Raw genomic sequence first — 16,297 nt, forward strand, 5'->3', positions numbered from 1 at the left:
AATGACAAAAATACTTTTATTTAATTCCCAAATAATTTAAGACAGATTTCATAACGGCGTTTCTATTCTTCTCGCCGAGAATTGTTTCAAAAGGAAATCCAAAACCAACCACGCCATATTTTTCTGTATAGCCAATTGCAGCACTAAAGTTATTTTCAGAATAACGTAATAAAACCTCACTACCGTTAATTTCACCAAGCTCATCCGGTGCTTCCACTTTGTATATAGAATCTGTAAAAGAAGTGTTAAAATCAAAATAAGTTTTTAGTGGATAGAAATTATTATTTACAGAAAATAACTTTCCTTCTTTAACAGCATGTCCGGTTTTAAGTTTTAGTTTTAAAATTTCATTAGCAAATCTAATTCCACTGCTATCAGGATCTGCGTACAAATCAGTTCCTATGTAAGCGCCACTTAAAAATATTTTTCCGCCACCGTTTAAATAAGAAGTAATCTTTTCTCTTAGGCTTACTGGAAAAATTTCAAAATCAATTTTGTCCTTATACTTTGGTGAAGAAGTTTTTTTCTCTTCTCCAAATATAAAATCCACCATTTTATATTTTGAAAGATCAACATTTCCATTCATAACTGATTCATCACTTACAGAACAAAATGAAAATCCATTTTCTTTAATAGCTTTTCCATGAATATAACTAAAATCGAATGTATTGCCAGCTATAATTTTTGACTCATAATTAGAATGACTAGCACCGTGTCCGGGGTTATCATCTGTGAGCCATTTAGAATTTGGATCAAAATTAAATTGCGTCCCCGTAAAACCAAGCTCATAGTTATCTGGAACACCTTCATCCTCAAAATTTATAAAACCAGAAAAAGTTGGCGAATCGAATGTTGCCGGTGCAGAAATACGATCAAATCCATTTACAACAAGAATTGGTTCTGGGGAGTTCTTCATCCAACAAACAGAAAGAATTTCAGAGGGAAAACTTTCTCCACCATTATTAATCGCAGTTACTTTGTAGCTGTAAATAACACCAGGTTTTAAATCACCTAATTTTATTTTATTTGTTTCAACAATTTTACCATTACCAAATCCGCCATCGTTCAGCTTTGTGTAAAGCATGTATTTATCTGTAATTGCTGTTTGTTCAGTTGAATCAATTTGTGATTTCCAGCTTAATTCTACTTCTCCATTCGATATTAGCTGAACAGAAAAGTTTGTTGGAGGCAACGGCTGTACAATATATTCAAACCCATTTTGAACCGACAAAAACTTTAACATTCCTTTATATATTGATCTTGAAACATCAAATCTAAATCGAGGATCAAGCTGAAATTTCATTTCATAATAATTCTGATGAGAAAGCAGTTCAAGTAAAATTGCCGGAAAATTTGGTCTTGCTGCTTCACTGTACATAGCGTTCATTAATTGTCTTCGCGTCCAGGTGGAATCATATTTTAATCTTATATCCTCAACTAATTGCGTCATTACTAAGTCGGATAAATCTCTGTTTACCAAGCGAGAAACTCCATCAGGAAAAACAGTCAGTGAATCCAAATCTGGAATACTATAAATCATCAATGTACCAATTGCAGTATCATTCCGTGTAATTCCAGCATCCGTATGAAAAGCTAAAGAAATATCCAGAGGTATTCCTAACCCTTTTTCATTACGACTTCTATTTGGTCCAAATGGAGCGCCGTACAAATAATTTCCATATTCAGCGCGAGATTGATAATCATCTTTATAATCGTCTGAATTTTTATTAAGATTATAAGTAAGCGTATCCGGCATACCAGCATATTGCAGCCAATATCTTGAGCCTTCAACAAATTTTGGTCTTCCGCTTGTAATGCCCTCACGTTCAACAATTCCCATTCCACCACCAAATCTTACAGCATCTGCGGAAACAATCTTGTTTTCATCCTTACTTTGATTTGTTAACACAACACCCTGTAATTTTTTATTACCTTTATCAAACTTAAAAGTTCCTAGATAAATCCACGTTCCGCCGCCTATGGTTTGATTAACAAGAAATTCTGTTTCACCACCGCTGTGAACAATTTTATAGTGTGCATCAGTAACATTGCTATCTGAGGCAGAATATGAAATATAAACTGCATACTTACCTGTTTGCGGAATTTCTGGTAACCAGCTTGCGCTTGCCAATGGATTAATCATTGATTTTGTATATCTGCTTGTTCCCTGATCAAAAGGGTTTTCATCTTCTTTTATTGTTTTGTTTTTTAATGCAAAACCTTTTTGTAAAGATGTTTTCCAATAACCTTTTTCAGAAACTATTTTTTCCTGGTAAGATTCTTTATTTGGAAAATCATTATCTACAATCACTTCACTTAATTGTATATCTCTTTCGCGAGGAACAAAAACATTTGCACCGGCATTTTCAAGCATTGGAATTAAGTATGGGATTGTAAAAGCTGTTGGTCCTAAATCTTCAACAGTTTGAAATAACCTGGCACGCTGCCACATCCATCGTTTTTCCTTATTATTGTAGTACCAGCCATGACTGTTCCATAACAAAATATTATTTCCAAATAATCCATTAGTAGCTTTTAAATTTTTACTAGCATTCTGAACAACTGGAGTTCTATCTAGTCCTTTTTGGGAAAACTTTGATGAATCAATCTTTATTTTGTCTTTTTGGTAGAAACTCGGGATTAAACTTTCTATTGGATAACCAATACAAGAAATTTGATAATTATACATTTCAAATGAAGAACCATAATATTTTTTAACTGCTTCATAAATTCTATTAACATTTTCTGTCCTTAGAGGAATAACAGCAAGATTTTTATTAAAATAAACTGTAATAGTCTTTGCAGAAGTGTCAATTTTAATATCTTCAATTTTAGTGCTGGCAGGTAGGTTTAATATTTGTTTCAAGGAATCAATATCCTGCTTAAATGATTCTGACCTGATATTAAATTCATCCTTCAAAGAAATATCTTCCACTGATGAACATTTGATAAAAAAGATTGAGGAAAAAAGTAAGATTGTTATTGTAAAAATTTTCATATCAAAACTTCAATTCTGTTTTAATAATTTACATAATTAATTAAATAGAAATTTTAAGGGCCAACTGATTTTATAAATAAAAAAGCCCCTTCCTTTTGGGAAGGGGTTAGAATGAGCAATTAATAAACATCTATTTCATCAAAATCATTTTCTTTGAGGCGGAAAAATCATTTACCCTAATTCTGTATAAATAAATTCCACTTGCTAACCCTGAAGCGTCAAATCGAACATCGAAGCTGCCAGGGCTTAGATATTCATCCAGTACTACTGCTACTTCTTGACCGAGTAGATTATAAATTTTTAGCGTTGTCATACCAGCGGAAGAAATTTTAAATCTAAAATTAGTTGTTGGATTAAATGGATTAGGATAATTTTGATCTAAAGCATATTCAATTGGGACTAATCTTTCATCATCAACACCTAAAGGATTAACCGTTTTAAATCTCCAGACACCGGACCAATTACTTTTTCCATATACATTATTTGCCCTAACTTTCCAAAAATGAAATGTATTAACTTGCAATCCGGTAACAACAAAGCTAGTATCAGAAACTTCTAAAGTATCAACTACAATTGTGTTGGCCGCAAAATCTGCACTTCGTGCTAAAATTAAATCATAAGAAACCGCTGCTTGGCTAGGAAACCAATAAAGGGTTGTATCAACCGGAATATAGCCAGTATTATTTAAAGGATAAGCAAGTAAAGGTGTTGAAGGAAATCCAGTTGTAAAATTAAAAGAATTAGAATAACTACTAGTTCCCCCTGCATTAGTTGAACTAACTCTCCAATAATAAAGTTGCTGGCCTTCTAAACCAGTAATAACTTTAAAGGTATCTGTTATACCATTTTGATCTAAGAAAACACCTGAAGCAAATGTGGGATCTGTGGCAATTTGCAATCTATAGGATGATGCAAGTGCAGGGTAATTCCACACAACTGTTACCGTATCTTCAATATTCACAGTATTATTGAAAGGCACAGCTAAGAGAGGCGCAGGTGGAGGATTTACTTGCAATACATTACTCATCAAACTCTCATTATAGTTTCTATCTAGTGATGTAACTACAAAATAATAAGGCCCTGTCGGTGATGGAGGCTCACCGGGAATACTTTCACGGGATCCTTCAACATTAAAAATGTTAGCTGAATTTTCTAAATCACTTGGTTGGATGTTTGACGAATTAAATCGGTACACCACGTATCTTTTTGCACTATCACCATCGCTAGCAATTTGCGGCAGATCCCACAACAAACCACCCTGCCCATTTGCTAATCTTTCAAATCTTAAATTCTGTGGTGGATTCGGTGGCACAACATCTTTCCAATTCATTACAGGTATTAATGCAGGATAACGATACAAATCATTTTTAAGGCTATCATAAAATCCTAAGGGATTAGCTAAAGTTGAAGTAGTATTATAAAGAACACTTCCCTGGCAATCGTTATCAGTTCTGTTTAATCTAATTTGTCTTGGAACTTCAGTAGCATTAAATGGATTGTTAATTCTATATACAGCATGCCCAACATACATGTGCCTGCCATTTACGCCAGCAGAATCAGCCCACCAAGGCATAAGTTTAGCATAATCCTGTCCGCCACCAAAAGCCCAATAAAGTTGTGGATTAATATAATCTATCGATTTTGCTTGAAGCCAAGCCATAGCATCACAGTATATTGTACTATAATTATCATTGCCAACTATCCCAGGAGGCACACCATTTCTCCAAATACCGCGTGGACTAACACCCCATTTAATCCAGGGTTTAACTGCCATTAAACTGTCATTAATTTCTTTGATTAAAATATTTACATTATCTCTACGCCAATCACCAAGGTTTGTGAAGCCTCTTGGATAAGTGGCAAATGTCGCTGCATCTTGATTCGTAATGCCTTCCACATAAAAATAATCGTCGATGTGAATTCCATCTACATCATATCGTCTAGCAACATCCAAAAATACAGATGTTACATAATCTCTTACCTCCTGCAAACCGGGGTTTAAAAATTTAACTGTCCCAACCTGAAGAATCCAATCCGGATGCTGATTAATAACATGACTTGGCGCAAGAGGATAATTACCAACGGATCTTTCTGCTCTGTATGGATTAAACCAGGCGTGTAATTCCATTCCCCTTTTATGCGCTTCATCAACTGCAAATTGAAGAGGGTCATAAAACGGACTAGGAGCAATTCCCTGATTTCCTGTAAGCCATTTTGACCATGGTTCAATACTTGATTGATATAAAGCATCACATTCTGGTCTGATTTGAAACATTATTGCATTAACATTAATATTTTTTAACCCATTAAGTATAGTTATTAACTGTTGCCTTTGAGTTTCAGGAACTGTGCTGTTAGGCCAATCGATATTTGCAACTGTAGCAATCCATGCACCTCTCATCTCTCTTTTAGGAGGCACTGATTGTGAAAATATCGATGATGAAATAAGAATAGTCAAAAACAAAATGGTAAGATTTTTCATAAGGCAAAAATATTTTTGTGATTAATAACTATTGCAAAATTAACCAAGTTTTTGGTTAAGGTAAACTGAATACATAAAATCATTTAAAAATAAAAAAGGCACGATTTCTCGTGCCTTAATTATGCATTTTACATTGTTAATTGTACATTATTTAAGTAGAACCATCTTATTGGTAATTCTTGTTCCATTAATATTTAATTGATATACATAAGTTCCTGAAGCAAAATTAGCAGCATCAAAATTAACAGAATGAGAACCTGATGCCAATTCACTCTGAACTAAAGTTGCAACTTCATTACCAAGCATATCATAAACTTTTAATGTAGTGTAACCACTCAATGGTAACTCAAAACTAATTTTAGTTGTTGGGTTAAATGGGTTTGGATAGTTTTGTGATAAAGCATAACCATTAACAACTGTTTGCCCTTCTTCATCAACTGCAGTTGGATTTTCAAATTTCTGGAAGCAAGGCATTCCTGCGCCAAAATAAGCTACATAAGCAATTTGACCGTTAGGGCTAAAATCCAATCCACGTGGTCTTAAATCTTCATTTGGAACAGCATTATAAACTGTCTTAATGCTATCTACGATTGTATTTGTAACAGGATTCCAAGCATACCAGGTACCAACTGTCCAAGAAGTAACATGATCAGGATCTTGATTAGGTAATCCACCAACATCTGAACCACAGGAAGCCCAAAGAAGTGATCTATCATTAGACCATGTCATTGATTCACATTGAAATCCAAACAAAACAGAATCTGTTAATTCATAAGGTGAGAATTCATCTGGTCTGGAATAAACCTTAACCTTATTTTTATCGTAACCTGCCCAATAAACAGTATTACCATCAGCAGAAACTTCAAAAGATCTGGAATATCCTACTGAAGCATCTACAACATTACCCAAGTAAAGGCTTAAATCAGGCGAATAGATTTTAATTGGATTGCCAGGAACAACCGTTGCTGTATAAACATTTCCAAAGCCATCTACAGCAGGCGCAGTACCAGAGTTTACCGGGTCCGGAATCACTGTAGCCATTCCTTGGCCTGTTAGATAATTAATTTTATGAATACGGTTACCAGTTGTAACAAGAATATTACCATCCGCTGCAGTTCTCATACCACGATTAGTAAAACCAATTAAAGAATCAGTTACACCATTAACAGTTATAGTTAATATTGGGGAAAATGAAACTTCACTGCCATCAGGATTATAAACGTGGATGGCTCTTGTTGCAACCCAGCTTGTACCGTTAAAAATTGTATCACCAGTTACGTTATAATAATTTCCCAACCAAATTTTTCCATCTGGATCTACTGCAACAGCGTGTCCGCCAGGGTTGTTCCCTGCAAAGGTTGCACTAGGAAAACCACCCATATTAACCCATTGCGAGTAACTGGTACTAAAAATTACTAATACCATTATAGTAATTAGTGTAAACATTTTCTTCATATCGAACTCCTTTTTTATTAGAAAGATTATTTAGTTAAAGTTAGCTTAATTTTTATACTATATACTAATTAAATTATTTATTAATTACCAAAATAAGGTGCTCCAGGTTTCTGCATTTCTACTCGTATCACAGTCTGCGAAAAGACAATTTTACCAGCTGTATCTTTTTTAAGATCCCTAGTAAAATATAAACTGTTACTGGTAGAAGTCCAATTCAAAAATAAAACCTTGCCCGCCTTAATAACACCAGGATACAATACTTCTGAGCTTTTATCCGGATGAACAACAATTAAAGGATCTGGATCCTGATCAGTACCAATTATCAAGTCACCATCAGCAGCAAAAGTAATTGCAATTGCTGTTATACCAGTATAAGATTGCAATAAGTCAAAATATAATTCTTGATTAGCAACATCCAAATCGCTATTTGATAGAATTGGTATTTTCCAGACTCCTTCTGTGGTTCCGTTGTTACCCGCAACATACAAAGAATTGTTGAATACTCTTGCTGATTTATATGTGCCAGTAACCGTATAAGTAGTAACAACTTTATTTTGATCTATTCTTAAAATTTTATTAGCCGCACCAACAACCCACATATTACTTAATTGATCAAATTCAACATCTTTAGCAAAAACTCCTGCCGGAAGAGCAACCCAGGGAGATGCAGGTGCAATTGCTTCTGCTAATTTCCAAATTGCATTAATAGTTCGACTGCCGTATAATTCATTGTTTGGTCCAAATTTTAAGCAATTCCAAAATTGAGCATTACCTTTAGGAATATAATCTGACAAAACTTTTTGAGGATTAATTTTCTTAATTCCCGCATTTTCAATGGATACAAGCATATCACCAGCATTGTTAAAAACAAAAGCATAAGCTTTATCAGCAATTGGATCAAAAGATGTATAATATTCTTCCCAAGCGGCAACCATTTTATATTGAAATTGATTACTAAAATCCTGAGCACCAACTACAGCAATTTTAACCATTACTGTATCTGCAACAACATTTGGAACTTTAACTGTAAGTTCGGTTGGCGTAGCACTTAAAATTGTACCGGGTACACCATTAAAATACACCAGATTGTTTCTTGCATCGGCAGAAAAATTAGTTCCGGTAATTGTTATTTCCGTTATGCCTGCTAATGCCTGTGCTGAAGGTTCAAGAGTTGAAAGAACTGGCGAGGGCAGATTTGCAGAAGGATATCCATCTAGACTCGCTGTAGGATCATCCGCACATCCATTGATGAAAACAATTGACAGTAGAAATAGACTAATAAACGTTTTATAAATTATTTTTTTCATTTTTTTTCCAAACTTAATTTAGGATTAAGTCAATAAAATTAATAAGCAAAGTTTAATGAAATTCTATGAACATCGTTAAAGACTCCAAATGGTGTGTAAGAATAATCTATAGAAATATCAAGGTCTTTACCATTTTGTTCTTTCAATCCAATACCATAACTGAATTCTCTTTCATCATTTGGTGTAGAATATCCGGCTCTAAAAGAAATCAAATCCATAAATGTATATTCAGCACCAATAATAAACTGTTCAGGAAAATCTCTCGGATGATTTGCATCAACTGTTACTAAAATTGAGTGTTCTTTTTTATCTAATTCCAGTACATCAGCAACATTATACGATGCCCCTATCTGAAATATTAATGGTAACTGAAAGCCTTCTTTTCTATATTTTACTTCGCGAGCAAAATTTCTAACACTCATTCCAAGATTTAAATTTTGGAAACCCGTCTTGTATAAAATTCCAAAATCAAAAGCCACAACGCCAAGTTTGTTTTCTTGAGTAGTTGCATCTTTGTAAGAACCAGTACCAGAATAAGTTGTTAAATCCCCAACTACGCTTTCGCCTAATGATTGTCTTACATATTTAACATTTGCGCCGATAGAAAATTTTTCAGAAAGAGCTTTTGCATAACCAATACCAAAAGATATTGCGGTTGGACTAAAGGTGCCAATATCCAAAAACCCCTGCTCATTATTAGCTCGAATTGTTTCTAAAAATAGTCCGTAATCTACCGAGACAAAACTAAAACCTAATACTCCATAGTCACCATCAAATGGAGCAAAGGCAACTGCCGCATTGTAATAATTAATGTCTGCAATAAACTGGGTTGATCCAAATGTTATATCAGCAATTCCATCAAACCGAGCCATAGAAGCTGGATTATAGAACATAGCACTGGAGTTATTTGTTTCAACTGAAGTTATGGCGTCTCCAAAAGCACTAGCTCTGGCATCTAACGAAACATTAAGAAACTTCATACCTGTCTGAGCTAATTTTTGCTGTTGGGAAAATGTTAATTGGCTCTGTACAAGAATCATCAAGATAATCAGAGCAAAACTTTTTTGTATATTTTTCATTTTTGTTTTCATAAAATTTTTGTTTCCGTTATCTAATGATTACAAATTTTACGATCTTTTTTTCGCCTGTATCTTTATTGTCGATAACTGCGATGTAAATTCCACTAACAACAACCTGTCCCGAAGATGTTAATGAATCCCAAGCCTGATCACCACTGCCGTCAGTGTGTTCGATAGTTTTTATTAATTCTCCCAACTCAGTATAAATTTTTATATCGCATCTACCCGGGATATTAAAGAAATAAAGCCTGTTCTGGGCTAATTCACCAAATCCCAGATCAGTTGCTGCAGAAATATTGTAAGGATTTGGAACAACGCGAATATCATCCATATTAGTTCCTGCTTGTCTTTTAAGAACAGCAGGGTTATAAGTTTGAGTATAGTATCGGCTGCTTCTTAATTTACCCGAAGGTGTTAATCCAACACCGGTGTTCGATGCCTCTGTTCCAACAGATACAATATAATAATAGTAAGAAAGACCACGAATTGGAGTAACATCATCAAAGCTTCTGTCGTTAGGAGCAGCAGTATGTATTAAAGTGTATGCGCTGTCATATTTTCCTGTTGCTCTGTAAATTTCAAATCCTTCAAGGTCTGAAGCAGAGCCATCAAATTCCCAGCTAAGCGCAATTTTATCACCGCCACCATTAACATTAAAGATTTTGGGAGGTGCAGGAGGTCGGGGAATATTATATCCTGATTGATAATTTGCATTAGCTCTTTTAAATGTTTGAAAAAGTGAATCGCGGCTTTGGAAAACAACAGTATTTTTTTGTTCTTTAGTTATTTCACCCTTCTTATATTTGATACCCGTTTGTGTGGCAAGTTCACGACTTATACCAGCAACACCCTCTGCAAAAACGATATTTATACTATCCCCAGGAGCCAAAGTATAAGGTCCATAACCATTTGTAAAAGAGAATCCACCAGAAGTAGTTAATGCCGGATTTCCTGTTGGAGAAATGAATCCCGGATAATCAGTTGGCTCAATTACATTTGCATGACGCGGTGATTTATGCCCTCGTGTCATCCAACTATATTCACTTGTCATTTTAACTTTATTGAAAGCATCATTGTTTGAATTTAACGGGTCATCAGAATCTTCCCAAGAAGTTGTAGATGGCTGTAACGGATCATCATTCTGATTGGTTGCTGAAACGTCTGCGTGTAAAGTAAGAATTCCTGCAAATTGCGGAGCACCAAGACGTCCAACAGTATCGCCTGGTTCGACATATAGAGCAGAACTCCATAATGGACCACCAATGTTATCATAACTTGTAAAGGTGGGAAGTTTACCATGCCACATATACTGAAATCTTAAATTATCCGGATTATCCGGATCAACTTTTACTCCATCGCCGCGTGCGTCATTCATAGTATTTATTCCCCAACCTGTTGAATTAGCAATTGCATATCTAACATTTGCACAAACAGCAAGCCTATATTGAAAATAGAAATATACACCTGTTAAAGTATTTGTTGGTAATTCAATATCCGCATCAGCATCAGTATTTCCAGTATTCTTAAAGGTGTATTCTGATAAGATATAATTATCATGATACTCCTGACTGAATTGAGATATCCTTCTGGTCATTGTAATACCAACTTGAGTATTTACGGTATTAACGATCATTCGATCTGCCGTTATAGTAGGATCAACAAAATCATTATCAACAGATTTATCTAATGACAAATCATTATCAACAAATACTTGCGGCGGATCAAATTTGCTGTACATCTTAAAATTAATCGGAAAAAACTCCCCAGCACCGGTAACTCTTGGTCCAACATGCACAACTTTATTTGGGTAAGGGCTTTGAGGATCGTTAGGATCATTAAAGTTAGTTACACCTATCCAAAGCCCCTTTGCTGCTTGAATATCCTGCCGTGAATTTATTGCAGGCCATTGTAAGCCGTACTGCTGTTCTTTTACAAATCCTTCTTCTATTTCGCATCCGATTTCGGAATACCAATTGTGTAAGGAACCTGCCGACATCCACTTAATAGCATATTGAGGATATACTGTAGAAGAAAAACCGACAAGAATCAGAAGGACTGATAAATTTATAAAGTTGATTCTTAAATAATTGTGTTTCATTTATTCCTCTAATATCAAATTAAAAATCTATAGATAATTTTAATCCCCAATAAATATCCCTTGGGTTTAAGAATGCAAAGAACTCCTGATTAGGCATATCTATATATGATTTATTTTTTGTCCATTCATCTTTTTGACTTTGTGATGCGTTATCATCCCATGGGATATATGGACCAGTTCTATAATCACCAGGTATATCGCTGCCAGGAATATTTGTATATCCGAATCGCTGATCAAACTGTTCGGCTGGTAGATGTAAAGATTTCATATAAGCCAGGTAGTCATTATTATCAACAAAACCATAAGTGGTCATATATTTGTAGTTAAATAAGTTATTAATATCTGCAAAAATTTGAAGATTTACGCCCATAAGTCTAAATGTTTTACTAATGCGCAAATCCACATTCCAGAAATCATTCCACTGAACATTATTTTCAATTCCGGGAACACTTCCGCCGCCAGCCCAAGAGAAGAAATAACCTGAAGTCCAGGAAGCAACAAAACTTGCTCTCCAATCACCTAATAAAGAAAGACTTCCTGCTTGAGGTCCGAAATCACTGGGTGTAAAAAGGTCTATGTTTGCATTTGCAAATGGACGTGGGATAGGTTTTTCTTGATAAACGGATGTAGTAGTAGTCTCATAATTTCTTTGCAATGAAGCACTTTCATAATAAATTCCAAATCCAAAATTTCCAGCACTTCTAACATCATAAGTATAATTTATAAACCCCTGAACCCAGTCACCCCTATTTTTTGAAAGAGTTAATTCAAATCCTCTAACATCCTGATAATTATTTGGCTCTGTTCTAGAATAGCTTACTTTATTATCTCTACTAATGTAAGTAACTAATCTGGATTGCAATGAAACGTCTTTGTAATAACCCGCAACTCTCAATAAAAATTCATCAAACAAATTTTGCTCGTATCCTAATTCGTAAGCAACGGTTTTAGGTAAAGGATTATTAGGATTTGCAATTCTAGTTACAGCATTATTATCAGAAAATCTTCTTAACAAGAATAAATTTTCTGGTGTGGGCATTTGTCTAAAATGTCCGTAATTAAAATAAAGTTTACTATCAACACTAATGGGAAAAGAAATTCCAACTCTTGGACTAATATCTAGTTGCTTATCCACTGATATTTTTGTGAGCAAAGTATCGAGGCCAAGTGAATTTTCTGAAGCAAACGCTTTATTATATGGGTCATATTCATACCAGTCACCTTGAGGGTCAGAATAATCTAATCTAACACCAACATTGGCAACCATACCTTCAAATTCTAGTTTGTCTTGAGCATATAATGCACCACGAATCGGGAAATTGCTCCACGTTGATCTGGAACGACCGCTTGGTAGGAATTTGTCAACTGATCCATAATTAACTCTATTATCGGTATAATTTAGTTCAACTCCAGCCTTGAATTGGTTAATATTATCTAGCTGACTTTGAAAATCAACTTTTGCGGAATAAACGGTGATTGCACTACTATCACGAGAGTTACTGAAACCAACGCCCATCCTTAATCCATTTATTCCTGTTGAAGGATAATCAGCAAATCCAAATGGTGCCTCATCTAGTAAAATTCCACCAACATTATATATTTTTGATGTATCTCTGATCCTGCCTGGATTTGTACTGTATTCGGATGTAAACGAACTTAAAGTAACTTCATACAAAGTTGAAGGGTTAATTACATTAGTAAACTTACCACCAAAAGATAAATAATCAATTGTACTTGGTGCCCAATAGTCAGGAGCAAATATTCTAGCATCAATATAACTTACTCGGTTCATCACAGCTCCGATGCTTTCGGGAGATCTGAAAATTCCGGCAACTCCAGCATTATTATCGTTGGTTCCATTTACCTTGCTGATTAAACCTTGAACCATGAGTTTTTTACCTTCACCAAGATCAGAGGTAACTTTTAATTGTCCTACCTTATCATTTACTCCATCTGTAGATAAAGGAACAACATACATACTTTCACTTTGCCTGTATGAAAGGAAAAATCTTAAATTTCCTAATGACTGTGCAAATGGAACAGGGCCACCAAAACTAGCATCAATTTCATAATCTGGATTTTGTATATCTGTAACTCTTCTATGTTGCCACAAAAATATCTTTTGAGCTTGTTCAGGAGTAAGATCGTTTGTGGGATCATCATCTAGTAAAGTTTTTTCAGCGACAGCTATCCACCCGTCAAATTGAGGAAACTGATTTCGAGTATATGTATCCCAAACCGGTAAACCAGTATTAGGGTCAAGAGCTTCTGTTCCAAACCATGCAACCTGCCCATCAACAAATGGACGAATCCAATATGAATTTGGATCGTGTGGTGACATTCCAAAATGCTTTTGAGAAGCACCTTTGTAGCGACTTATTAAACTGAAAGAATATTTATCTCTTGATCCTTCTTTAGTAACCACATTTATCAATCCTGATCTAACATTTCCATACTCTGCATTAAAACCACCTGTTTGAATTTGGACTTCATCAATTGCAGAGTAGCTAATACCGGTAAATGGAGAGTTATCTCTTTCATCTCTAAGAGTAACACCATTTACTAAAAAAGCAGTTTGATTCGCTGATCCACCTCTTATTTCCAATCCGCTTCTAACGCCGGCTTGTAAACCTATTACTCCAGAAATACTTGATACAGGCAGATTTTCAATTTCTTCCACATTTAAGTTTACACGACTTGAAGAAACGTCTTTTTGAACTATTGGCGTAGTAGCTATCACCACAACTTCTTCAGTCTGAAATGTGTTCGATGAAAGATTAAAATTTACCTCCGTGGTTTGATCAATACTTACGCGTACATCTTTATATGTACTTGGTGCATATCCAACCATTGATGCTTTTAAGTTGTACGTTTGTGGGGAAACACTAAGAATTACAAAATATCCGTCAATATCTGTGGCAGCACCAATTGTGGTACCTTCTATTAACACATTGGCACCTATTAAGGCCTCACCAGTCGAGGCATCTTTAACACTGCCAGTAATTTTACCTACTTGTGCTAAGGAATGTATTGAAAAAATATTTAGTGCGAGTATGCTAATCAGTAGCAATCTTCTCATATGACATTACTCCTAATTTTAGTCTCTAAGCTTTGGGGAGTAGTTCTGATAAAGAATACCTAAGCATTCTTTTTTCTCAGACAATTATTAATCAGAACAAAATTAAAATTGATTAAATTTTCGTACAAAAAGTAAATAAATTAGTTTCTAAAGTCAATTGTTATTATAGTTTGACTGTTAATGGTCTTTTGTTATATTCATTCAAGTTCAGAATTTAACTTTTTACGTGCTAAAAGCTCAAAAGTACGAACTCTATCTTTATAAACATTGTTTGCATTCATTCTTATAATATCTAACTGCGCATCAGAGTTTCCTTCCCATCTTCTGCACATATAAACTGAATGATATATTCTTCCTATTTTATATTGTCTGCTAATTGCTAATCCGACAGAATAATCTTCTCCATAACTCACATTGGGTATTTTTATCTCACGTAACAAAGGAGTATAAAAAGCGCGAGGTGCTCCAAGTCCATTTATTCTTAGCGCGTTATTTGGTCCATTATCATTGGTCCATTCTTTATGCTCAATCAAACCCGGCGGTAATTCTTTAAGATCAAAATCAGTTATCTGATATGATCCAATTACCATTGCACACTTTTCAGTATGGAATAAATCAACCACTGTCTGTATTGTATTTTCATCTTTATAAATATCATCGCTGTCTAATTGAATCGCAAACCTTCCACATTTTTGATGATGAACACCGGCATTCCAGCAACCACCAATTCCAAGATCTTTTCTTTCCGGAATATAATGGATAATTCTTTCATCTTTTTTTGCGAATGATGAAATGGTTTCAGTGGTGCCATCTGTTGAATGATTGTCTATTACAATCAAGTTGAACTTAAAATTTGCTTGTTGTTTAAGTACTGATTCAATTGCATCGCCAATAGTCTTAACACGATTTCTAACAGGTATTATCACCGATGCTTCAAGTTCAAAATCTTTTGTGCTTGATAAATCAATTTCTTTAAATGGTGGATGAACATACGCACCAATATCCATTAAATGCTGTGTAACTACCTTCTCCATTTCAATCTGTACTTCCCTGTTTTTGGGATCAACATAACTAAAATGTTTATCCTCTGTGCCAATTTCCTCAGCACTTTCAATTGTGTATAGATTTTCTGGAATTCTTATTAAAGGGGCATACTGGGAAAGTTTTAATCTTAGATTATAAAAACCTGCAAAATTTAGACTACCGTTATCTTTAAGCGAAATGTTTTTTAGATATTCAGTTCTAACAAATAACAAATTGCCAAAATCAAAATCATCACGCAAACTTCCTTCTTGATAATCAATGACAGGATGTGTGATAGGCTTTCCATTTTCTTCTTCTAAAAAATCCGAATAAACCAAAGCTGCTCCAGTGTTCTCCGCAACCTGATAAAATCTATCCAAACAAAACTGTCCTGGTTTAACAGCCTTCTCGCCTTGAATGACTAATATATAATCTGTTGATGAATACTTTGCAATCAAATTAACTGAATCACTGCTGTTAAAGTTTTTGCAAAAAATAACTTTAGCGCTTTCAAAAGATGAAAATTTTTCATCACCCGAAATCAAAATAATTTCTTTTACCAATGGTGATTCACTAAATCGTTTTATAGTTTTTTCGTTTTCTTTTGGATTGCCCTGCTGCAGAAAAATTGTTATTAAGTTTTTCATATTCATTAATTCCGTTTGATTTGAAGTATGACAAAAATATAACTTCAATAAATAAGAAAATAGACTGATTGTAAGTTATTTTTTTTTTATTTTAACGATAGAAAATAAGCATGAAACATTGCTCTTTAT

The 16,297-nt window shown here is 34.5% G+C and carries 8 protein-coding genes; all 8 read right to left on the bottom strand.

What is annotated here, in order from left to right; all coding sequences use genetic code 11:
- Nucleotides 1–16 precede the first annotated feature (16 nt).
- Nucleotides 17–2,998: a fibronectin type III domain-containing protein gene (locus IPJ23_06790; protein ID MBK7630389.1), complete on the bottom strand. Its 2,982-nt coding sequence runs from the start codon at nucleotides 2,996–2,998 to the stop codon at nucleotides 17–19.
- Between the two features lie 130 nt (nucleotides 2,999–3,128).
- Nucleotides 3,129–5,480, bottom strand: coding sequence for a family 10 glycosylhydrolase (locus tag IPJ23_06795; protein ID MBK7630390.1), 2,352 nt, complete (start codon nucleotides 5,478–5,480; stop codon nucleotides 3,129–3,131).
- A gap of 147 nt (nucleotides 5,481–5,627) precedes the next feature.
- Entirely contained in the window at nucleotides 5,628–6,935 is a 1,308-nt protein-coding gene (locus IPJ23_06800; GenBank protein MBK7630391.1) for a T9SS type A sorting domain-containing protein, read from the bottom strand.
- Nucleotides 6,936–7,015: 80 nt separating this feature from the next.
- Complete coding sequence (locus IPJ23_06805; protein MBK7630392.1) at nucleotides 7,016–8,242, bottom strand: IPT/TIG domain-containing protein; 1,227 nt, start codon at nucleotides 8,240–8,242, stop codon at nucleotides 7,016–7,018.
- Between the two features lie 38 nt (nucleotides 8,243–8,280).
- Nucleotides 8,281–9,312, bottom strand: coding sequence for a PorV/PorQ family protein (locus IPJ23_06810; GenBank protein MBK7630393.1), 1,032 nt, complete (start codon nucleotides 9,310–9,312; stop codon nucleotides 8,281–8,283).
- Between the two features lie 37 nt (nucleotides 9,313–9,349).
- Nucleotides 9,350–11,419 (bottom strand): hypothetical protein, encoded by a 2,070-nt coding sequence (locus tag IPJ23_06815; protein ID MBK7630394.1) that lies wholly within the window; start codon nucleotides 11,417–11,419, stop codon nucleotides 9,350–9,352.
- 19 nt (nucleotides 11,420–11,438) lie between these two features.
- Complete coding sequence (locus tag IPJ23_06820; GenBank protein ID MBK7630395.1) at nucleotides 11,439–14,498, bottom strand: TonB-dependent receptor; 3,060 nt, start codon at nucleotides 14,496–14,498, stop codon at nucleotides 11,439–11,441.
- A 197-nt stretch (nucleotides 14,499–14,695) separates the two neighbouring features.
- Nucleotides 14,696–16,168: a glycosyltransferase family 2 protein gene (locus IPJ23_06825; GenBank protein ID MBK7630396.1), complete on the bottom strand. Its 1,473-nt coding sequence runs from the start codon at nucleotides 16,166–16,168 to the stop codon at nucleotides 14,696–14,698.
- Nucleotides 16,169–16,297: the final 129 nt, after the last annotated feature.

The sequence above is a fragment of the Ignavibacteriales bacterium genome, assembly GCA_016709765.1.
Lineage (GTDB): Bacteria > Bacteroidota > Ignavibacteria > Ignavibacteriales > Ignavibacteriaceae > IGN3.